Consider the following 20451-nt stretch of genomic DNA (forward strand, 5'->3'; position numbering starts at 1 on the left):
CACCCGGCATAAGGAGGGATTGCGATCCATGCTCGCAATGGGAGGTTTTGACGATGAGATTGTCCGCGCCGATCTACCATTTGAAGCGGAAGGCGAAGCGGCTATCCCGCGAGGGGGGCATTCCGCTGCACGACGCGCTTGACCGCGTCGCTGCGACGGAAGGGTTTCCTGCCTGGAGCATCCTCGCGGCGAAAGCCGCAGCCGTGACGCCGGCCAGCAAGCTGTTCCCGCAATTCCGACCGGGCGATCTCGTGCTGGTCGGGGCCCGGCCCGGACAGGGTAAGACGCTGATGAGCCTCGAGCTTGCCGTCGAAGCCATGAAATGCGGCCAGCGCGCCGCGTTCTTTTCGCTCGAATATACCGTGCGAGACGTGATGGATCGCCTCCGCGCGATCGGTGTGGACCCCGCCCAGTTCGGCCAACTATTCGAGATCGACTGCTCCGACGCCATCAGCGCCGATTACGTCGTCAAGCAAATGGCCGCTTCACCTCGCGGCACGTTCGTGGTGATCGACTATCTGCAACTGCTCGACCAGAGGCGGGAGACTCCCGATCTGACCGTTCAGGTGCGTGCGCTGAAATCCTTCGCGCGTAACAAGGGACTGATCATCGTCTTCATCTCGCAGATCGACCGATCCTACAATCCCACGGTCAAGCCCTGCCCGGACCTCGACGATATCAGGCTGCCGAACCCGCTCGACCTGACGCTGTTCGACAAGACCTGCTTCATCAACAACGCCGAAATCCAGTTCCGGGCGGCGAGCTGACGATCAATGCCGCGAGGCCTCGGGTGAGATCGCTCACCCGTGGCTTCCGGCATCACGCCGCCTTGAGCGACACCTCGAGCTTGCCGGCGATGTAGCGCCGCTCCTGGGTCAGGCCGCCAAAGCCGTAGGCATCGCCCTTGACCTCGTCGACATGCAGATAGGTCTCGGGATGCAGCGGCCCCAGGATTTCGGCCATGCGCTGGAACATCGCGGCGAGATAATCCGCCTTCTCGTCCTTGGTGTTGGTGCCTTCGGTGACGTGGATGTCGATCCAGTAGCTCGCAAGGTTCTGCTCGGCGAGCGACTTGCCGCCGGCGAACCAGTCGTCCGCATCGACCGACTTGACGATGATGGCGGTGACCCTGGGGTCCTTGCGCAGAATTCTTGCGGTGAGCTCGGAGACGGCGCCCGCGATGTCGGCCTTCAGCGAGGCCGACCGGCGGGACGTGGTGTAGGACACGGTGATCAGGGGCATTGTCGTTCTCCTCGATTGCCGCGGGCTTGGTGCGGCGTTGGTGAGAAGCTAGACCTTCCCCGATCATTTTGGTATCTTATCTCAATTGATACCAGTGATAATGAATCATAATGGCAGCGACACTCGACATCGCCACCGTCCGGGCCTTCCTGCTGGTCGCCGACCTCCAGAGTTTTACGCGTGCTGCCGAGGCGCTTGGGGCGACCCAGGCCGCCGTCAGCCTGAAGCTTCAGCGGCTGGAGATCTTGCTGCGAAAGCGCCTCGTCGAACGCTCGCCGCGCGCGGTCCGGCTCACCGCCGACGGCGTCGCGTTTCTCGAACGCGCCCGCGCGCTGATGGCGGCGCATGACCGCGCACTGTCGGACGAAGCATCGGCTGCGCAGTCACTCTCGCTCGGCATCTCCGATCATGCCGCCGGCCCCGAACTGGTGCCGCTGCTGGAACGGCTGCATGCGATGTCCTCAAACCTCACGCTTGCCGTCACCATCGGCTTCTCGCGCGAGATGCAGGATGCCTACGATGCAGGCGAACTCGATGCGGTGATCGTCCGCCAGGAAGGCAGCCGCCGCGGCGGCGAAAAACTCGCCGAGGACGAGTTTGGCTGGTTCGCCGCACGACGTTTCACTTTGCCGAAGGGCGAGCCGCTACCGCTTGCGACGCTCGCCCCGCCCTGCGGCGTCCGCGCCATCGCCGTGCGCGCGCTCGACAGGGCCGGCATCGCCTGGCGCGAGCGCTTTGTCGGCGGCGGCGTCACCGCAGTGGTCGCGGCCGCTCTCGCCGGACTTGCCATCGCACCGCTGGCGCGGCGGATCGCGCCTCCCGGGCTGGTCGATATCGGTCCCGCGCACAAGCTGCCGAAGCTGGGCAGCTCCAAGGTGATGCTGCATTCGAAGGTCAGCGACCCCACAAAACTCGCCGCACTGCGCACGATCGCGGCGACGTTCCGGAGCAGAGCCGCCTGAGAGGTGCATCCGTCGGATCATCGCCGTGTTGATTGCCCGCAGACCACCCCGCCGCGAACCAGTAGACGACCCCGCCCAGACATCCGGCGGCGGCAAAGATGACGACGGCCGGAAGCACCATCGGGAAGATGAACGCCCCGATCAGCGTGCCAATCGCAGCTCCAGCACCGGCATAGAACAGGACGGAGCGTATCGCGAGCCATTCGCCAAGCCATATGACAATGGCAGATGGAATCCCGGACAGCAGACAGGTCAAGACCATAGTCAGCGGCAATCCGAATACGACCATGATGACGATGAACCCAAAGAGTTCAACCGGCCCTCCGCCGAACAGGGACACGCTGAACAGCACCAGCACGTCCAATGCAGCGGTCACGGCCATGCAGGCGCGAATCCAGCCAGACGCCACGCGCGAAAGGATATCGCCAGACACATCATCACCTCACAGGATTGCCTCGAACGCGCTGCGCAGCGTCTCGTGCCGAAACACAAAACCGCGGCTCAGCGCCTTGTTGGGCAGCACGCGCTGGCCGCCGAGTAGAAGCTCGTCGGCAAAGCCGCCGCCGATCCGGCGCAGCAGGTTGCCGGGGATGCGAAACACCGCGGGCCGGTGCAGACGGCGGCCGAGCTCCTCGGTGAACTTCGCATTCGTGACCGGGATCGGCGCGGTGGCATTGACGGGACCAGTGAGATCGGGCGTCGCCATCACATAGGCGATCAGGCGAATGAGATCGTCGCGCTCGATCCAGGACATCCACTGCCGCCCAGTGCCGAGCGGACCGCCGAGCCCGAACTCGAACGGCGTCAGCATGCGCGTGATGAAGCCGCCTTCGGTGCCGAGCACGAGGCCGATGCGCAAATAGACCACGCGGACGCCACACTCTTCCGCCGGCCGCGCCGCCTTCTCCCACGCCGCGCAGAGCTCGTGACTGAAGCAGGCGTGGGACTTGGCCGACTCCGTCAGCACCTGATCCGCCCACAGACCGTACCAGCCGATCGCGGAGCCACTGACGAGCACCTCGGGCTTGCGGTCGAGCCGTGCTATCAGCTTCACCACCTCTCCGGTCATGTCGGTTCGGGAGCCGATGATCTTGGCGCGCTTCGCCTGGGTCCACAGGCCGTTGCCGATCGGCTCGCCGGCGAGATTGACGATGGCATCGACCGGCGTGTCCGCGGCGAGCTGATCGAGGCTGGTGATCAGGGTCACCGGCGGCGGCAGCATCTCGGCCTTGGCGGGGTTGCGGATCAGGGCGATGACGTGGTGCCCTGCCCCACTGAGGCTCGCAGCAAGCCGGCTGCCGATGAAGCCGGTGGCGCCGGTGATGAGCACGGTCTTGCGTCCCGGCAGCTTTTCGACGAGTCCCTGCGCCGGGACGCTTCGCATGCGGCCGAGCCGGCGCATCGCCGCAAAATCCCTGACGCCGCAGAGCGATGCGCCGACCGCGCAGGCCGTCGCGGCGATGCTGAGCAGGCCCTGGTAGACGACCGTCACGCCAAAGGGCTGCATCGCCCAGTCGATCAGCACCGGCAGCAGCAGCACCAGGATGGCGCCGTAGTTGATTGCGAGCAGCGTGTGATTGATGCGCTCGCTCGGCGGCAGCTTCCGGCTCAGATCCTCCTCGACGAAATCCATCAGCGTGATGACGATCTCGGCGACCAGCACCGCAATGATCAAGAGCGCCAGCACGCCATAGACCTCGAGCCAGCCGAGCAACAGGAACAGCAGCGCATAGAGCATGTTGCGGATGCCGTGCAGCTTCAGCTCGAAACGCTGCGACGGGCGCCAGGCCAGGCGCTCGGTGAATTCGTGGTGATAGAAGGTGTCGAATACGCCCATCACGATCTGGATGGCGATGAGCGTCCACAACAGCGGCGTCATGATACGGCCTCCCTGAACAAGGCGGACTGGTGGATCAGCGCGCCGTAACGCCGATGAATGACATCGAGAGTGAAGCGAAACGCGCCCTCGCCGAGGTCGCGATGCGTCACCGTGAGATCGCCCGGGGTGAGCCATGGCGGCAGTGGGATCCACAGAGATCCGAGCTGCAAGCCATAGCCGGCGCTGCGAAAGGTCAGCGTCTCGCCTTCGACTGCGATGCGGAGCGCCATCGAGACGCCGAAGCCGACATACTCTTCAAGTCCGGTCGGGCCTGCGAAGCGCTTTGCCGAATGGATGACTTGCGGAAAGCCGCACTTGCGCGCGCAGATGCGGGTCCAGGTCTGGCCGCCGGTGGCGCCGTCCTCGGTGACCGTGACGATCATCGGCACACCGGTGTCGCGCCCCGTGGGGAGCGGCCCGCCGATCAGGCGCGCGGCCTGCGCGAACCACCAGCCGATGTCGCTGAAACAGACCTCGTCGACGACGCCGACATAGACGACGCTGTCGCCGTCGGCGACGCGCTTGGAGAAACGCCGCCAGGTCGCGAGCGGCAGACGGCCCCAATCCTCGTCCGACAGCAGCGCGCGGAAGCGGCGGTCGTCGAGCAGTCTGGTGTGAGCGGAGGGAGTTGCGCCTGAGCCTGATAGTCGAGCCGACGTCATCGCACCCTCCTCAACACTATTTGGCCTTGCCCAGCGGCAGCAGGCTCACGATCTTCTCGCCAAGCCGCATCAGGGCGGCCAGCCGCGGCCGCGGCACTTTCAGCATCTGCATGAACCAGTGGTCGGCGAGCTCGGTGAAGGCGAGCATCTCCTTCAGTCGTTTGCTCGCGACCGGATTGATGGTGGGATCGTCGGTGGCATCGGACACGCAGGCCCGGAGCGCGGCGATCGCGGGATCCAGCTCCCGCTCCTTGCGCCGCGCGGCAATGCGGGCGGCGACCTCCCAGATGTCGGTCTCGGCCTCGTAATGGTCGCGGCGATCGCCCAGGATCGGCACCCGCCGGATCAGGTTCCAGGCGAGCAGCTCCTTCAGCGAGTTGGAGACGTTGGAGCGCGCCATGCCGAGCGTGTCGGCGATGTCCTCGGCCGTCATCGGCGCCTCGGCCAGATAGAGCAGCCCGTGGATCTGGCTGACCGAGCGGTTGACGCCCCACCCGTCCCCCATGTCGCCCCAATGCAGGATGAAGCGCTCGACGGCGGCGGGCAGTTTCTTCTTTCCGGCGATTTCTGTCATGACAGAAATATCTGACATGCCTGCCGTGCTGTCAAGCGCCCTTGCCCTTGCATACGGCCCGGCACGTTTGCCTAAAAATGTCCCACCTCAGGGAACAATCCGGCGCCTCCGGCGTTTGCTCCCGTCGAGGCGGGGTTCGGAATGGTAAAAAAGTCCAGTCAACAGAGAGACTTGTTCGAGAGCGAACGCAGTTTCCGGCTGTTGGTGGAAGGCGTTGCGGACTACGCCCTTTACATGCTCGATCCCTCCGGAATCATCACGAGCTGGAACATCGGCGGCGAGCGCATCAAGGGCTATTCGCCCGGGGAGATCCTCGGACAGCATTTCTCCCGCTTCTACACCGAGACCGACCGCGCCAACGGCAAGCCCGCGCGGGCGCTGGGCATCGCGCGGGAAAAGGGCCGCTACGAGGAGGAAGGCTGGCGCGTCCGCAAGGACGGCACGTTCTTCTGGGCGAGCGTGGTGATCGATCCGATCTACGAGGACGGCGCCCTGGTCGGCTTCGCCAAGATCACGCGCGACATCACCGAACGGCGGAATACGCAGATCAAGCTCGAGGCGATGCAAAAGCAGCTCGCCGAGTCCCAGAAGTTCGATGCGCTCGGCCAGCTCACCGGCGGGGTCGCCCACGACTTCAACAACCTCCTGATGATCATCAGCGGCAGCCTCCACATGCTGAAGCGAGGGTCCGACGACGAGGCCAAGCTTCAGCGCGCGATCTCGGCCATCGAGACCGCTACCAAGCGCGGCGCGGCGCTGACCAACCAGCTGCTCACCTTCGCGCGGCGGCAGAGCGTCAATCCGCAGGCGATCGATTTCGCCGAGCGGATGGCGGCGATCCGCGAGGTGCTCGATGCCGGCGTCGGCAGCTCCGTGCGCCTCGCCTCCGACATCAGCGGCGACCTCTGGCCGGTCAAGACCGATGCCTCCGAACTCGAGACCGCGCTGCTCAACCTCGTCATCAATGCGCGCGACGCGATGCCCGACGGCGGCACAGTGACGATCGGCGCGCGCAACGTCGTGCTGGACGAGGCGCCCCTCGCCGGCGACTTCGTCGCGATCGACGTCGCCGATACCGGGCTCGGCATTCCCGGTGACGTCCTCGACAAGATCTTCGAGCCGTTCTTCACGACCAAGCCGATCGGAAAAGGCACCGGCCTCGGCCTCTCCCAGGTGCATGGCTTTGCCCATCAGGCCGGCGGCACGATCAAGGTCGCAAGCGAGCTCGGCAAAGGGACCACCTTCACCATCCTCCTGCCGCGCGCGGACAAGGCGCCATCGCGCGAGACGGCGGGAGAGGCATCGTTCCGCGGCAGCGGCACGGTGCTGCTGGTCGAGGATAATCCCGACGTCGCCGCCGTCAGCGTCGGCCTCCTGGAGCAGCTCGGCTACAGCGTGCACCGCGTCGCCGATGCCGAGGCCGCGTTGCGCGAGATCGAGAAGAACGGCGTCGACTTCGTGTTCTCGGACATCGTCATGCCCGGCAAGATGGACGGGCTCAGCCTCGCCCAGCACCTGCGCCAGATCCGTCCCGGTCTGCCGATCCTGCTCGCCACCGGCTACAGCGAGGTCGCCGCCGGCGTGCGTGGCGATTTCCCGATCCTGCGAAAGCCCTACGAGATCCACGAGCTCAGCGAAGCGATCGCCAAGCTGCCGCGGTGAGGCTCAGGCTTCCCGCCTCGACGCCGTCATGGCCGGGCTGACGACCTCCGGTGAGAGCACCTACAGCGTCGGCAACACCGAAAATGCCTCCCCTGCCCGTCGCAAGTTCAGCTCATCGGGACCAGCGGTCTCGCTGGTGACGCTGTCCACGCGCGAGGATGGCGGGCCGTGGCGGCACAATGCGACCATGTCGGCAACATGCTTCGGGGGGCCGGCGAACAGCGCCTCCACGCTGCCGTCGCGACGGTTGCGGACCCAGCCTTCGAGACCGCTGGTGGTCGCCTGGTATTCGACCCAGGCCCGGTAGCCGACGCCCTGCACGCGGCCGCGGACCAAGACCTGGAGGATCGCCCGGCTCATTTTTTCAGCCCAAGAAAGGCGGCGCTGCGCGCCTTCACGTCGGCCTCGCGCATGACGCGGTTCGTCAGCTCCGCCGCCGACAATCCCTTGAGCGCTTTCGGTGCCGTGCCATCACGTAGCGCTTTCTGCGTCTCGTACACGGCCTGCGTTGCAGCCGCGATCGGCGCATGGCCCTGAAGCGCGATGCGCACGCGTTGGCTCTCGAGATAGTCGAGCGCGTTCAATTCGTCCGGCGCACCGCCAAGGACGATCGGAAGGCGCGTGGCGGATGCAATGGCCTCGACCTCAGCGCGCGACTTGATGCCGGTGAAGAACAGCGCATCGACGCCGGTGGCCTCATAGGCCCTGGCGCGGCGAATCGCATCCTCGACCGACGTGATCGAGGCCGCTCCCGTGCGGCCCATGATGACGAGCGAGGGATCGCTGCGGCCGTCGAGCGCCGCCTTCATCTTGCCGACGCCTTCCTCGAGCGGGATCAGCTGCGCCTTCGTCTCGCCGAACGCCGCCGGCAGCAGCGTGTCCTCGATGGTGAGACCGGCAGCACCGGCCGTCTCCAGCTCCTGCACCGTCCGGCGCACGTTCAGCGCATTGCCATAGCCGTGATCGGCATCGACCAGGACAGGAAGCGCAGAGGCGCGTGACATCCGCCGCATCTGCTCGGCAAGCTCGGTCAGCGTGATCAGCGTGACATCGGGGTCGCCGAGCACGGCAAGCGAGGCCACCGATCCCCCGAACATGCCGAGCGGAAAGCCGAGATCCTCCGCGATGCGGATCGAAATGGCGTCGTAGACCGAGCCGGGATGGACGCAAGTCCTGCCCGACAAGATCGATCGCAGTTTCTCGCGGCGGGAACGAAAGGCCATGGTGCTGTCTCGGTTAGGTCACGGAGGCCACAGCATACTTCGTCATTGCGAGCGAAGCGAAGCAATCCAGAAATGCATCCGCGGCAACAGACTGGATTTGCTTCGTCGCTAAGGCTCCTCGCAATGACGCGTGCTTGTGGGCAGATCGCCTGCCCCACTCGCATCCTTACGCAAACTCCAATATCAGCGCATCCACCGCCAGCGTCGCGCCGGCGCTGGCGTGGATCTTCTTCACGGTGCCGTCCTGCTCGGCGCGAAGCACGTTCTGCATCTTCATGGCCTCGACCACTGCGAGCGTCTCGCCGGCCTTGACCTCCTGCCCCTCGCTCACCGCGATCGAGACCACGAGGCCGGGCATCGGGCAAAGCAGCTTCTTGCCGGTGTCGGAGGCCGTCGTGACCGGCATCAAGCGTGCCGAGGCCGCTTCCGCCTCGGTCCAGACATAGACCGGCACCTCGACGCCCTGATGCGCGAGACGGACACCGTTGGCAATGGGACGCGCCTGCACCGCGACGAACTGGCCGTCGATGGTGCCCTGCCAGACCGGATCGCCCGGCTTCCACGGCGACTGCAACAGATGCGCGTTGCCAGCCTTGCCGTTGGAATCGACGAAACGCACCGCGATCGCCTCGTCCTCGCGTCCGACCTCGAGCTGGATCTCCTGGCGGTCGAGCCAGACCGCACGGCGGCGTTCGCGCTGCACGACGCGGCCGCCCATCTGGCCCGAGATCTGTCGCTTGCGTTCGCCGAGCACGTGATCGATCGCGGCGCCGACCGCGGCGATCCGCCGCGCGACCTCGCCTTCGGGCACGCGCACCGCAAAGCCCTTGGGAAACTCCTCGGCGATGAAGCCGGTCGAGAGCCGCCCCTCGCGCCAGCGCGGATGATGCATCAGCGCCGACAGGAACGGGATGTTGTGCCTGATGCCGTCGACATAGAACGAATCCAGCGCGGTCGCCTGCGCCTCGATCGCCGCGGCGCGCGAGGGCGCGTGCGTGACCAGCTTGGCGATCATCGGATCGTAGTGGATCGAGATCTCGCCACCCTCCTGCACGCCGGTGTCGTTGCGCACGGTGATGCCGTCCTGGCTCGCTTCCGCCGGCGGACGATATTTCACCAGGCGTCCGATCGAGGGCAGGAAGTTGCGGAACGGATCTTCGGCATAGAGGCGCGACTCCACCGCCCAGCCGGTCAGCGTGACGTCCTTCTGGCCGATGGCGAGCTTCTCGCCGGCGGCCACCCGGATCATCTGCTCGACGAGATCGATGCCGGTAACGAGCTCGGTGACGGGATGCTCGACCTGGAGGCGCGTGTTCATCTCCAGGAAGTAGAAGCTCTTGTCCTGCCCTGCGACGAACTCGACGGTGCCGGCGGAGTCGTAATTCACGGCCTTGGCCAGCGCGACGGCCTGCTCGCCCATCTTGCGGCGGGTTTCCTCGTCGAGCAGCGGCGACGGCGCCTCCTCGATGACCTTCTGGTTGCGGCGCTGGATCGAGCACTCACGCTCGCCGAGATAGATCACGTTGCCGTGCTTGTCGCCCAGCACCTGGATCTCGATATGGCGGGGATCGACGATGAATTTTTCGACGAAGACGCGATCGTCGCCGAACGAGGCCTTGGCCTCGGCCTTGGCGAGGTTGAAGCCTTCGGCGACCTCGGACTTGGAATGCGCGATGCGCATGCCCTTGCCGCCGCCGCCGGCGGAGGCCTTGATCATCACGGGATAGCCGATCTCGTCGGCGATGCGAACCGCGTGCTTGTCGTCCTCAATGACGCCGAGGTGGCCCGGCACGGTCGAGACCTTGGCTTTGGCTGCCGCCTTCTTCGATTCGATCTTGTCGCCCATCGCCGCGATCGCACCCGGATTGGGGCCGATGAAGACGATGCCGGCCGACTCCAGCGCGCGCGGAAACGCCTCGCGCTCGGACAAGAAGCCGTAGCCGGGATGAACGGCCTCGGCGCCCGTCTTGCGGCAGGCCTCGACGATCTTCTCGATCACCAGATAGCTCTCGGCCGCGGCGGGCGGGCCGATCAGCACGGCCTCGTCGGCCATCTCGACATGGAGGGCATCGCGGTCGGCCTCGGAATAGACCGCGACCGTCTGAATTCCCATGCGGCGAGCGGTCTTGATGACCCGGCAGGCGATTTCGCCGCGATTGGCGATCAGAATGCGTTTGAACATGCTTTTCTTGAGTCTCGACCTTGGGCGGGACCCTTCCCTGGCCGTTGGGGCCTTTGGGACGGGCCGTGTGGCTCCCGTGGTACATCAAAATGGGCCGGAGGCAACGGTCTAAATCCGGCCCAATCTGGCGTGCCAGCGCAAGACCGCAACGGGCCTGGGCAACGGGGCTGGCGGACCCCGAGAGCGCCTACGGCCTGCCAGCCTTGGCCACGTCCCGAACGAGGCTGTGAACAAAGCCCAGTTTCGCGATCACCGCCGTCGACAGGATGAAGGGATAGAGGTCGCGCAGGCCCATGGCGCGGTTGACGCTGTTCATGGCGAAGGTGAAGGGCAGCCATGCGTTGACCAGCGCTTCAACGTCCCGAGCCTCGTAAGGGTTGAAACGGATGCGCGCCGTCAACTCCCCGTCGCGGTCGACCTTGGGACGGACCTCCATGCCGAATTCGGCCGCCATCTCCAGCGTGTCGACGATGTGGAGATAATGCGCCCAGGTCTCGGCGAAATCCTCCCAGGGGTGCGTGGTCGCATAGGCGGAGACGTAATTCTGCTGCCAGTCCGGCGGCGCGCCCTCGGCATAATGGCGCTGCAGGGCCTGGCCGTAATCGGCGGAATCGTCACCGAACACGGCGCGGCAGTCCTCCAGCTTGCCGCCGTCCCGCACCAGCACGTCCCAGAAATAATGTCCGACCTCGTGGCGGAAATGCCCGAGCAGCGTCCGGTAGGGCTCGCCCATCTCGAGCCTGCGCCGCTCGCGCTCGATATCGTCGGTTTCGGTGAGCGCGATCGTGATCAGGCCGTTGTCGTGGCCGGTCATGACCTTCTCCCCGCTGTGCGGATCGTCAGCGAGGAAATTGAAGATCAGCCCATGCTCCGGGTTCTCCTGCCGGCTCTGGAGCGGCAGCTTCCAGCGGATCAGGGAGTAGAACAGACGGTGCTTGGCCACCTCGAGCTCGCGCCAGCCGGCGAGCTGCGCCTGATCCGACAGGTCCGGCACGATGCCGTTGTGACGGCAGGCGCGGCAATAGCCCGTGCTGTCTGCCGCATCCGTCAGCCAGTTGCACGCATCGTATTCGGCATTGCTGCAGAGCATGCGGCGCTTGCCCTTGTCGGCCAGCGTGGTCCACCCGTCGCCGTCGGGCTCGATCGCCGACATCGTCTCCCCTTCGGGGAGGAAGGCGACCCGATGTCCGCAGCGTTCGCAGGCGCGATTCTCGAAATACAGGACGTTGCCGCAGGCCTGGCAGACAAAGAGCTTCAAGATTTAGCCTCTTTGGAAAGAGAGTCTTATCAACGAGGGCGCCTCGCGAAGACGCCTCCGCAGGCTCATCGTTCCAACGTCAGGAACAAATTGCCAGATCTGGCGTTTCGTTCATACCCGCCGCCGTGCGTTCTGCGGCGTCGTTCCTTGATATTCCCTTCTAAGCGATGGCCATCACGCTCCGTCTGTGTGAATATCGGGCCGGCACGTGCATAACCGCATCACAACGGCCAATGCCTTGAACGATCCCTTGCCCGAGACCATCGCCGCCGAGAGGCTGCGCCAGCACCTCGAAGACGTCGCGCGCGAGCGCGACAACGCCTATCGCGCGCTTCAGGAGCGCGAGGCCGAGCTCGCACGCATCCAGCGCATCGGCAAGGTCGGCGGCGTCGAGGTCGACTTCCGCGAAGGCTTCAAGAACCGCCGTTCGCCCGAATATCTGATGATCCACGGCCTTCCGCCCGAGGCCGCCGACGAGTCGCACGAGGACTGGGTCAACCGCATCCATCCCGGGGATCGCGACGCGACCGTCAGACATTTCTTCGAGGCTCTCGCCGGAACGAGCGAGGACTACACCGCCGAATACCGCATCATCCGCCCCAAGGACGGCGAGACCCGCTGGATCCGGGTCGTCGCCAAGATCGAGCGCGACAAGGACGGCCGCGCGCTTCGCCTCGTCGGCGCCCATATCGACATGACCGACCAGGCACTCGCGCGTGAGACGCTGCGCGAGAGCGAGGAGCGCTTCCGGCTGATCGCCGACAGCGCGCCGGTGCCGATCTGGGTGACCAAGCTCGATCGTAAGCGGTCCTTCGCCAACCAGGCCTATGTCGATTTCGTCGGCCTGCCCTATGATCAGGCCATCGACTTCGACTGGCGCAAGATCCTCCATCCGGACGACCTGCCGCATGTGCTGCAGCAATCCGTTCAGGGTGAAGCCTCGCTGAAGCCATTCGTGCTGGAAGCACGCTACAAGAACGCCGGCGGCGAATGGCGCTGGCTGCGCTCGGAATCGCAGCCGCGCTGGGATCCGACCGGCAAGCATATCGGCTTCATCGGCGTCGCCCACGACATCACTGTCGCCAAGCAGGCCGAGATTGAACTCCGCCAGCTCAACGAGACGCTGGAGGAGCGCATCGCCGAGCGCACCGCCGAGCTCGAGTCCAACGAGGCGCGGCTGCGTGCAATCCTCGAGACCAGCAACCAGTATCAGGGCCTCGTCAATCTCAAGGGCGAATTGCTTTACGCCAACAAGACCGCGCTGGACGGGATCAGGGCGAGCTCTTCGGACGTGATCGGCAAGCCGCTGTGGGAGACCCCATGGTTCAGCGCGACGGAAGGCATGGGCGCGCTGGTGCGCGAGGCCTTCGACGCCGTGCTCAAGGGCGAAGCGGTGCGCCTTGAAATGCGGCTGCGCCTTCCCATCGGTGAGCGCGACTTCGACTTCGGCATGCGCCCCGTGCTCGACCGACACGGCAACATCACCGGCGCCGTGCCCGAGGCCGTCGACATCACCGAGCGCCGCCGCGGCGAGGAAGCGCTGCGGCAATCCCAGAAGATGGAGGCGATCGGCCAGCTCACCGGCGGTGTCGCGCACGACTTCAACAATCTCCTCACCATCATCCGGTCGGCGACCGACTTCCTGCGCCGCCGCGAGCTGCCGGAGGAGCGCCGCCGCCGCTATGTCGACGCCATCTCTGAGACGGTCGAGCGCGCCTCCAAGCTGACCGCGCAGCTTCTGGCGTTCGCGCGGCGGCAGCCGCTGAAGCCGCAGATCTTCAATGTCGGCAGCCAGGTCGAGGGCGTCGCGCAATTGGTCCGGCCGCTGGTCGGGGGCCGCATCGAGATCGCGGTCGAGGTCGAGGATGCCGGCTGCTTCACGGTGGCCGACATCGCCCAGTTCGAGACCGCACTGATCAACCTCGCGGTCAACGCCCGCGACGCCATGAACGGCGAAGGCCGTCTGATCATCGCGGTGCGCAAGGTTCAGGGCATTCCGAGCCTGCGCGCGCAATCGGCGCGCCGCGGCGACTATGTCGCGATCTCGGTCACCGACACCGGTAGCGGCATTGCGGCGGAACATCTCGATTCGATCTTCGAGCCCTTCTTCACCACCAAGGAGGTCGGCAAGGGAACGGGCCTCGGTCTCAGCCAGGCCTTTGGCTTCGCAAAACAGTCCGAGGGCGACATCGCGGTGACGAGCGCGCAGGGCGAAGGCGCCGCCTTCACGATCTATCTGCCGCAGGCGCAAAGCCCCGCAACGGACAAGGAAGCCGCGGCGCTGACCTACGAGGCTGCGGCCACGGGACGTGGTCATCGCGTGCTCGTGGTCGAGGACGACGACGAGGTTGGCCGCTTCTCCACCGAGCTCCTGGAGGATCTCGGCTATGTCGTCCGCCGCGTCGCCAACGCCCATTCGGCGCTCGCGATCCTCGGCGAGAACGAATTCGCCGTCGACCTCGTGTTTTCCGACGTCATCATGCCCGGCATGAACGGCGTCGAGCTCGCCGGCATCATCCGCGAGCGCTATCCGGGCCTGCCGGTCGTGCTCACCTCCGGCTACAGCAACGTGCTCGCCGAGAACGCCCATCGCGGCTTCGAGCTGATCCAGAAGCCGTATTCGGTGGAATTGCTGTCGCGCATCCTGCGCAAGGCGATCACGGAGAAGCTGGCGGTCGCGCGGTGAATCTTCCTCCGCTGTCGTCCCGGACAAGCACGCCCCAGACAAGGCAGGCGGGCCGCGCGCTGGATGCAGCCAATTTCTTCCTCGCCGACGTCCGCGACGGGCTCGGCCCGTATCTGGCCGTCTATCTTCTCACCGAGCAGCACTGGAACGAGGCGCGCATCGGCATCGTGATGTCCATCGCGACCATCGCCGGGATCGCGGCGCAGACGCCGGCCGGTGCACTGGTCGACGCCACGCGGGCGAAGCGGCTGGTAATGATCGTTTCCGCGGTTCTGGTGACACTCGCCTCGCTCTCATTGCCGCTGTTGCCGAGCTTCCTGCCGGTCGCCATCTCGCAAGGCATCGCGCAGGCCGCCGCCGTGGTCTTCCCGCCGGCGATCGCCGCTGTCTCGCTTGGCATCTTCGGCCATGCCGCCTTCACCCGCCGCATTGGCCGCAACGAGACTTTCAACCACGCCGGCAACGCCGTCGCGGCGGCAATTGCCGGCCTCTCCGCCTATTGGTTCGGACCGACCGTCGTGTTCTACCTTCTAAGCGCCATGGCGATCGCGAGCCTCCTCAGCATCCTGGCGATTCCCGAACAGGCGATCGATCACGATCTCGCGCGCGGGCTGCACGATGCCGATGGCGACGTCCAGCGCGAGCAGCCCTCGGGCCTTGGCGTGCTCCTGACCTGCCGTCCCCTGCTCGTCTTCGCAATTTGCGTACTGCTCTTCCACCTTTCCAATGCCGCCATGCTGCCGCTGGTCGGGCAGAAGCTTGCGCTCCAGGACAAGAACATCGGAACGAGCCTGATGTCGGCCTGCATCGTCGCGGCGCAAATCGTGATGGTGCCGTTCGCAATGCTGGTCGGCGCACGGGCCGACAGCTGGGGCCACAAGCGGTTCTTCCTTGCCGCACTGCTGGTCCTGCCCGTCCGCGGCGCACTCTATACCCTCTCGGACAATACATTCTGGCTGGTCGGCGTGCAGCTTCTCGACGGCGTCGGCGCCGGCATCTTCGGTGCGATCTTCCCGGTCATCGTCGCCGACCTCATGCGCAATACCGGCCGCTTCAACGTCGCGCAGGGTGCCGTCATCACGGCCCAGAGCATCGGCGCCGCGCTGTCGACGGCGCTCGCCGGCTTCGTCGTGGTCGGCGCCGGTTACAGCGCAGCGTTCCTCACGCTCGGCGCCGCCGCGGCGATTGGCGCAGTCGTCTGCCTCCTCGCTCTGCCCGAGACGCGACAAGGCGATGACGGAGATCCGCGTCCGAAGGGGAAGACAGCGGCGTCGGCTTCCGCTATCGCTGCCGAATGACTCCCCTGCATTCGAGAACCAACCGTGCCGTCTGACGCCATCTGGGCCTGGAGCATCATCGTCGCCGCGACCGCCTGCGTCATCATCCGGCCGTTTCGCCTGCCCGAGGCGGTCTGGGCCGTGATCGGCGCCGGCGCGCTCGTGCTTTTTGGTCTGCTGCCGTGGCAGGACGCGCTGACAGGGATTGAGAAGGGCGTCGACGTCTACCTCTTCCTGATCGGCATGATGCTGATCGCGGAGCTCGCGCGGCTCGAAGGCCTGTTCGATTACCTCGCCGCCCTAGCCGTGGAATTTGCGCGCGGCTCGCCGCAGCGGCTGTTCCTGCTGATCTATCTCGTCGGCACGCTCGTGACCGTGCTGCTCTCCAACGATGCCACCGCGATCGTGCTGACGCCGGCCGTCTATGCCGCGACGCGCGCGGCTGGCGCCAAGCCGCTGCCTTACCTGTTCGTCTGCGCCTTCATCGCCAATGCCGCGAGCTTCGTGCTGCCGATCTCCAACCCGGCCAATCTGGTCGTGTTCGGCGCGCGCATGCCCGCGCTCACCGAATGGCTGCGCCTGTTCGCCCTGCCCTCGGCGGCCTCGATCGTGATGACCTATGTCGTGCTGCGCCTGACCCAGCACCGCGCGCTGAAGGAAGAGACGATTGCGCGCAAGGTGCCGCATCCGAAGCTCGGACGCGGCGGCAAGCTCACGGCAATCGGCATCGCGGCGATCGGTGTCGTGCTGGTGACGGCATCCGCGCTGGACAGGCAACTGGGCCTGCCGACCTTCATTTGCGGCGTGGTGACGGCCGCTCTCGTGCTGCTGATCAGCCGGCAATCGCCTTTGCCCGTGCTGCACGGCGTCTCCTGGAGCGTGCTGCCGCTGGTCGGCGGGCTCTTCGTAATGGTGGAAGCACTGATCAAGACCGGCGTGATCGCGCAGCTCAGCGCGCTGCTGCATCAGGCGGTGGCACAATCGGTTCCGCAGGCTGCCTGGAACGTCGGCATTGCGACTGCTGTCGCGACCAACATCGCCAACAATCTCCCGGTCGGTCTGGTCGCCGGCTCGGTCGCCGCCGGCGATCATCTGCCCGCACAGGTCGTCAGCGCCATCCTGATCGGCGTCGATCTCGGCCCCAATCTGTCGGTGACGGGATCGCTCGCCACCATCCTCTGGCTGGTCGCGCTGCGGCGGGAGAAGATCGAGGTCGGCGCCTGGCCGTTCCTCAAGCTCGGCATGCTGGTGACGCCGCCAGCCCTGATCGCGGCACTGGCTGCCGCGATCAGGTGACGCATCCTCAGTCGTTCTCGTAGCCGTAGACTTCCGGCAGGATGAAGATCGCGGCGAGCAATCCGATCAGCGGGAAGATCGCGACCATCAGCGTGGCATTCGCCTGCCCGATCGCCGCGAACAGCGACGGGAACAGGAAGATCGCCAGGAACGACGGCAGCTTCACGAACATGTAGGCGAAGCCGCTGGCCGTGCCGCGATATTTCGGCTTGGCGACCATGGTCGGGATCGTCATGCAGTTCGACGCGTCCCAATAGTGGCCCCACAGCATGGCGGCCGCTGCGAACGGCAGCAGGATCTTGTTGTCGGTGTAGAGCGCGAAAGCCGCGACCAGCAACGAGGCCAGCACGATGCCGAAACCGGCGATCGCGATACCGCGGTGACCGATCTTCGGCGTCAGCAGCGGGCCGACCCAGCCGGACAGCGCGGCGAAGCAGAACAGCGCCATGGTCACCAGGTTGATGCCGAGCACGCTCGACACGCCGACCATCACGAACAGGACCGGCAAATAGAACGCGAAGGTCGAGAACTCGCTGCCCTGCGCGAAGCAGGCGATCCAGCCGTAGATGGTCGCGCGCCAGCGGATCGGGTCCTTCCTGAGATCGGCAAGGAACGCGCGGGTCGAGACCTTCGGCACCTCGACGTCATGGTTGGGCAACATGTCGAGATTGTCGTTGAACATCTCGCGCGCGACCTGCTTGGCTTCGCGATAGCGCCCCTTCTGCACCAGCCACACCGCCGTCTCCGGCACGTCGTGACGCATGATCAGGATGATCAGCGCCGGCACCGCGCCGAGACCGAGCGTGACGCGCCACAGCGTCTCGTGGTTGATGTCGAACAGGAGGAAGATCACGATGACGCCGATGGTCAGGACCTCGCCGACCGCGAACATGAACTGCCAGCGATTGCCCATGACCTCGCGCTCGCCCTTGGCCATGGATTCCATGATGTAGGTGTATCCGGTCGAGATGTCCGAGCCGAGGGGAATGCCGAGCAGGAAGCGGATCACGACGAGCCAGCCGACGCTCGGCACGAAAGCCTGCGCCAGCGCCAGCACGATGAACAGCACCATCGTCACCAGAAACATGACGCGGCGGCCGATCTTGTCGGACAGCCAGCCGCCGAGCAGCGCGCCGATCAGGGCGCCGCCCTGCGTACCCGCCGCGGCGAGGCCCAGCATCAGCGGATCGGGATTGTACTGCTCCTTGATGAAGATCAGAACGAAGGCGATCGAATAGAGGTCCCAGGCTTCAACCAGGATCGAGGCCATCATCAGCCAGCCGACCTTGTTGCCCTTGGGACTGTAGTTCGTGATGAGGTAGCGGACCGCGGCTTCGCTCGCGGTCGGTTGTGGCATCGCCATCGTTGACATGTGTGGTCCTCTCTTCAAAACTCTCTACGCGCCGAGCAGCGGCTCGATACTGCAATCGAGCAGGCGCGGGTCGATCCCCGCCTCCATCCCCGTGAACATCTCGCCCATGTAGTCGATCAATGCGTCGCTCGCCTTCACGGCCTCCTCGACGCGGCGGTTGGCGACTGCCGCGAGGATGGCGAGATGATGATCGATCGTGCCTGACAGATCGGCTTGCCCCGGCATGAAGCGGTGATGGATGTAGCCGATGCGCCGGTACAGCGTGTGCAGCGGCCGCAGCGTGTGCACCAGGAACGGCTCGCCGGCCGCCTCCAGCACAAGCGCGTCGATACGGCGATCGATACTGTTGAACTGGTCGAGGGTCAGGCTGGCGCGGCGCTCGCGCAACAGGCGCTCAATGTGCAGCGCCTGATTGCGGTGCGAGAGGCTGGCACGATCGGCCGCGAGACGGATCACGAAGCGCTCCATGTCGCGACGCAGCCCCAACAGCATGCGCTCGCGCGCCAGATCGATCGGCGCGATGTGCAGGCCGTGGCGCGGACGGATGATGATGAGCGTGTCGGCGGACAGACGATTGACGGCGTGGTGCACCGGTGTGCGCCCGAAGCCGGTGATCTGCTGCAACTCCAGCATCGTCATGAATTGTCCAGGCTTGAGCTCGCAATGAACAAGGAGCTCTTCGATTTTCTGATAGGCCAGCTCGAAGAAGTTGAGCCGGTTGCGTCGAGAGGGCTTGCCCTCGCCGTCGACCTCGTTTCTCACCACCTCGAGTGCGCGCTTGCGCTTTGCCATGTCGTTCTCTCCCCTCAGCCTGCGCTCGTTGCTCGGTGGCGCCCAATTTGTCGCAGCCTTAAAACATGTTGTGATATATTACAAGCAGGCGTAAGACTCCCGCGCACCCGCAGCATGCTGCAGTGCAAAAAAGAGACGACGGGCGCGAGGCGCTTGTGATGGGAGGACAATTGCCGTGAAAATCACGTCGATCGAGACGCTGCGCACCGAAGAGTTTTCCAACGTCATCTGGGTGCGCATTCACACCGACACCGGCATGATCGGTCTCGGCGAAACCTTCTACGGCGCGGGCGCGGTCGAGGCGCAAATCCACGACACCTTTGCCGGCCGCCTGCTCGGCCGCAATCCCCTGCACATCGAGGCCATCCATCGCGACATGCTGAACCTGCCGATGGCGCAGTCCTCCACCGGCGTCGAATATCGCGCGGCCTCCGCGATCGACATCGCGCTGTGGGACCTGTTCGGCAAAGTCTGCGGCCAGCCGGTGCACCAGATGCTGGGGGGCCTCTGCCGCGACAAGCAGCGCATCTACAACACCTGCGCCGGCACGCAATATGTCCGCTCGACCAATATCAGCCCCGTCGCGAACTGGAATCTCGGTGCCTCCAAGGGACCTTACGAAGATCTCGACGGCTTCATGCATCGCGCCGACGCGCTCGCCGAAAGCCTGCTGGAAAGCGGCATCTCCGCCATGAAGATCTGGCCGTTCGATCCGGCGGCGCAGGAGAACAAGGGCCTCTACATCACCGCCGCCCAGATGAAGCAGGCGATCGAGCCGTTCGAGAAAATCCGAAAGGCCGTCGGCGACAAGATGGAGATCATGGTCGAGCTTCATTCGCTGTGGAATCTGCCGACAGCCAAGCAGATCGCGCGCGCGCTCGAGCCCTACAAGCCGACCTGGTACGAAGACCCGATCCGGATGAACTCGCCGCAGGCGCTGGCCGAATATGCGCGCTCGACCGACGTCTGGGTCTGCGCCAGCGAGACGCTGGGCTCGCGCTTCCCCTACAAGGACATGCTCGACCGCGACGCTATGCATGTGGTGATGGCGGATCTGTGCTGGACTGGCGGCCTCACCGAGGGCCGCAAGATCGCGGCGATGGCCGAGACCTATCATCGTCCCTTCGCGCCGCACGACTGCATCGGCCCGATCGGCTTCATCGCCGCCATCCACATGTCGTTCAGCCAGCCCAACACGCTGATCCAGGAATCGGTGCGCGCCTTCTACAAAGGCTGGTACAATGAACTCGTCACCACGATGCCCGTGATCAAGGACGGCTATGTCTTCCCGATGGAAGGACCCGGCCTTGGCGTCGATCTCCTGCCTGCTGTCTTCGAGCGCACCGATCTCACCGTGCGCCGCTCCAACGCTTGAGGATGTATT

Annotated in this window: 18 protein-coding genes; 7 read left to right on the top strand and 11 right to left on the bottom strand. The window is 65.4% G+C overall.

Annotation, left to right across the window (positions count from 1 at the left end; translation table 11 throughout):
* Positions 1-53 precede the first annotated feature (53 nt).
* Positions 54-767, top strand: coding sequence for a DNA helicase (locus HAP40_RS23175; RefSeq protein ID WP_166815546.1), 714 nt, complete (start codon positions 54-56; stop codon positions 765-767).
* A 52-nt stretch (positions 768-819) separates the two neighbouring features.
* Here the strand turns inward: HAP40_RS23175 and HAP40_RS23180 are convergent, their stop codons facing one another.
* Complete coding sequence (locus HAP40_RS23180; RefSeq protein ID WP_166815545.1) at positions 820-1242, bottom strand: tautomerase family protein; 423 nt, start codon at positions 1240-1242, stop codon at positions 820-822.
* A gap of 110 nt (positions 1243-1352) precedes the next feature.
* Here HAP40_RS23180 and HAP40_RS23185 point away from each other — a divergent pair, with 110 nt between their 5' ends.
* Positions 1353-2204 (top strand): LysR substrate-binding domain-containing protein, encoded by an 852-nt coding sequence (locus HAP40_RS23185; RefSeq protein ID WP_166815544.1) that lies wholly within the window; start codon positions 1353-1355, stop codon positions 2202-2204.
* Here HAP40_RS23185 and HAP40_RS23190 read toward each other — a convergent pair.
* Genes HAP40_RS23190 through HAP40_RS23205 form a run of 4 tightly spaced genes read right to left on the bottom strand, consistent with a single transcriptional unit; the run spans position 2137 to position 5319 of the window.
* On the bottom strand, positions 2137-2586 hold the full coding sequence (locus tag HAP40_RS23190) for a hypothetical protein (protein ID WP_166815543.1): 450 nt from the start codon (positions 2584-2586) through the stop codon (positions 2137-2139). The genes HAP40_RS23185 and HAP40_RS23190 overlap by 68 nt on opposite strands.
* Before the next feature lie 60 nt (positions 2587-2646).
* A complete protein-coding gene (locus HAP40_RS23195; protein WP_166815542.1) occupies positions 2647-4083 on the bottom strand; it encodes a TIGR01777 family oxidoreductase in 1437 nt (478 codons plus the stop codon).
* Positions 4080-4745: a DUF4166 domain-containing protein gene (locus HAP40_RS23200; protein WP_166815541.1), complete on the bottom strand. Its 666-nt coding sequence runs from the start codon at positions 4743-4745 to the stop codon at positions 4080-4082. The genes HAP40_RS23195 and HAP40_RS23200 overlap by 4 nt, the downstream gene beginning before the upstream one ends.
* 16 nt (positions 4746-4761) lie before the next feature.
* The gene (locus HAP40_RS23205) at positions 4762-5319 is read right to left on the bottom strand and encodes a GbsR/MarR family transcriptional regulator (protein ID WP_166815540.1); all 558 of its coding nucleotides are present in this window, start codon (positions 5317-5319) and stop codon (positions 4762-4764) included.
* Positions 5320-5460: 141 nt separating this feature from the next.
* On the opposite strand from HAP40_RS23205, the gene HAP40_RS23210 reads away from it, so the two are divergent.
* Positions 5461-6981, top strand: coding sequence for a PAS domain-containing sensor histidine kinase (locus HAP40_RS23210; RefSeq protein WP_166815539.1), 1521 nt, complete (start codon positions 5461-5463; stop codon positions 6979-6981).
* Between the two features lie 60 nt (positions 6982-7041).
* Here the strand turns inward: HAP40_RS23210 and HAP40_RS23215 are convergent, their stop codons facing one another.
* The 4 genes from HAP40_RS23215 to HAP40_RS23230 form a co-directional block, all read right to left on the bottom strand.
* Entirely contained in the window at positions 7042-7341 is a 300-nt protein-coding gene (locus tag HAP40_RS23215; protein ID WP_166815538.1) for an acylphosphatase, read from the bottom strand.
* A complete protein-coding gene (locus HAP40_RS23220; protein WP_166815537.1) occupies positions 7338-8204 on the bottom strand; it encodes an isocitrate lyase/PEP mutase family protein in 867 nt (288 codons plus the stop codon). The genes HAP40_RS23215 and HAP40_RS23220 overlap by 4 nt, the downstream gene beginning before the upstream one ends.
* A 166-nt stretch (positions 8205-8370) precedes the next feature.
* On the bottom strand, positions 8371-10386 hold the full coding sequence (locus tag HAP40_RS23225; protein WP_166815536.1) for an acetyl-CoA carboxylase biotin carboxylase subunit: 2016 nt from the start codon (positions 10384-10386) through the stop codon (positions 8371-8373).
* A gap of 187 nt (positions 10387-10573) precedes the next feature.
* Entirely contained in the window at positions 10574-11644 is a 1071-nt protein-coding gene (locus HAP40_RS23230) for a zinc-binding metallopeptidase family protein (protein ID WP_166815535.1), read from the bottom strand.
* 208 nt (positions 11645-11852) lie between these two features.
* Between HAP40_RS23230 and HAP40_RS23235 the strand changes: the two genes are divergently transcribed.
* Genes HAP40_RS23235 through HAP40_RS23245 form a run of 3 tightly spaced genes read left to right on the top strand, consistent with a single transcriptional unit; the run spans position 11853 to position 16903 of the window.
* The gene (locus tag HAP40_RS23235) at positions 11853-14330 is read left to right on the top strand and encodes a hybrid sensor histidine kinase/response regulator (protein WP_166815534.1); all 2478 of its coding nucleotides are present in this window, start codon (positions 11853-11855) and stop codon (positions 14328-14330) included.
* Positions 14327-15628 carry an MFS transporter gene (locus HAP40_RS23240; protein WP_246741326.1) on the top strand — a complete coding sequence of 434 codons (1302 nt, stop codon included), beginning with the start codon at positions 14327-14329 and terminating at the stop codon, positions 15626-15628. The genes HAP40_RS23235 and HAP40_RS23240 overlap by 4 nt, the downstream gene beginning before the upstream one ends.
* Before the next feature lie 24 nt (positions 15629-15652).
* The gene (locus tag HAP40_RS23245; RefSeq protein WP_166815533.1) at positions 15653-16903 is read left to right on the top strand and encodes an arsenic transporter; all 1251 of its coding nucleotides are present in this window, start codon (positions 15653-15655) and stop codon (positions 16901-16903) included.
* 7 nt (positions 16904-16910) lie between these two features.
* Here the strand turns inward: HAP40_RS23245 and HAP40_RS23250 are convergent, their stop codons facing one another.
* Together HAP40_RS23250 and HAP40_RS23255 are read right to left on the bottom strand one after the other, a co-directional pair.
* Entirely contained in the window at positions 16911-18275 is a 1365-nt protein-coding gene (locus HAP40_RS23250; protein WP_166815532.1) for an MFS transporter, read from the bottom strand.
* Between the two features lie 24 nt (positions 18276-18299).
* A complete protein-coding gene (locus HAP40_RS23255) occupies positions 18300-19067 on the bottom strand; it encodes a GntR family transcriptional regulator (protein WP_166815531.1) in 768 nt (255 codons plus the stop codon).
* Positions 19068-19242: 175 nt separating this feature from the next.
* Here HAP40_RS23255 and HAP40_RS23260 point away from each other — a divergent pair, with 175 nt between their 5' ends.
* Positions 19243-20442 carry a mandelate racemase/muconate lactonizing enzyme family protein gene (locus HAP40_RS23260; protein ID WP_166815530.1) on the top strand — a complete coding sequence of 400 codons (1200 nt, stop codon included), beginning with the start codon at positions 19243-19245 and terminating at the stop codon, positions 20440-20442.
* Positions 20443-20451 lie beyond the last annotated feature (9 nt).

The sequence above is a fragment of the Bradyrhizobium sp. 1(2017) genome (genome assembly GCF_011602485.2).
Lineage (GTDB): Bacteria > Pseudomonadota > Alphaproteobacteria > Rhizobiales > Xanthobacteraceae > Bradyrhizobium.

Coding starts and splice junctions, on each gene's coding strand:
- HAP40_RS23175 (WP_166815546.1), top strand. CDS start 54: ATGAGATTGTCCGCGCCGATCTACCATTTGAAGCGGAAGGCGAAGCGG.
- HAP40_RS23195 (WP_166815542.1), bottom strand. CDS start 4,083: ATGACGCCGCTGTTGTGGACGCTCATCGCCATCCAGATCGTGATGGGC.
- HAP40_RS23250 (WP_166815532.1), bottom strand. CDS start 18,275: ATGTCAACGATGGCGATGCCACAACCGACCGCGAGCGAAGCCGCGGTC.
- HAP40_RS23185 (WP_166815544.1), top strand. CDS start 1,353: ATGGCAGCGACACTCGACATCGCCACCGTCCGGGCCTTCCTGCTGGTC.
- HAP40_RS23225 (WP_166815536.1), bottom strand. CDS start 10,386: ATGTTCAAACGCATTCTGATCGCCAATCGCGGCGAAATCGCCTGCCGG.
- HAP40_RS23205 (WP_166815540.1), bottom strand. CDS start 5,319: ATGACAGAAATCGCCGGAAAGAAGAAACTGCCCGCCGCCGTCGAGCGC.
- HAP40_RS23190 (WP_166815543.1), bottom strand. CDS start 2,586: ATGGCCGTGACCGCTGCATTGGACGTGCTGGTGCTGTTCAGCGTGTCC.
- HAP40_RS23210 (WP_166815539.1), top strand. CDS start 5,461: ATGGTAAAAAAGTCCAGTCAACAGAGAGACTTGTTCGAGAGCGAACGC.
- HAP40_RS23255 (WP_166815531.1), bottom strand. CDS start 19,067: ATGGCAAAGCGCAAGCGCGCACTCGAGGTGGTGAGAAACGAGGTCGAC.
- HAP40_RS23215 (WP_166815538.1), bottom strand. CDS start 7,341: ATGAGCCGGGCGATCCTCCAGGTCTTGGTCCGCGGCCGCGTGCAGGGC.
- HAP40_RS23200 (WP_166815541.1), bottom strand. CDS start 4,745: ATGACGTCGGCTCGACTATCAGGCTCAGGCGCAACTCCCTCCGCTCAC.
- HAP40_RS23180 (WP_166815545.1), bottom strand. CDS start 1,242: ATGCCCCTGATCACCGTGTCCTACACCACGTCCCGCCGGTCGGCCTCG.
- HAP40_RS23220 (WP_166815537.1), bottom strand. CDS start 8,204: ATGGCCTTTCGTTCCCGCCGCGAGAAACTGCGATCGATCTTGTCGGGC.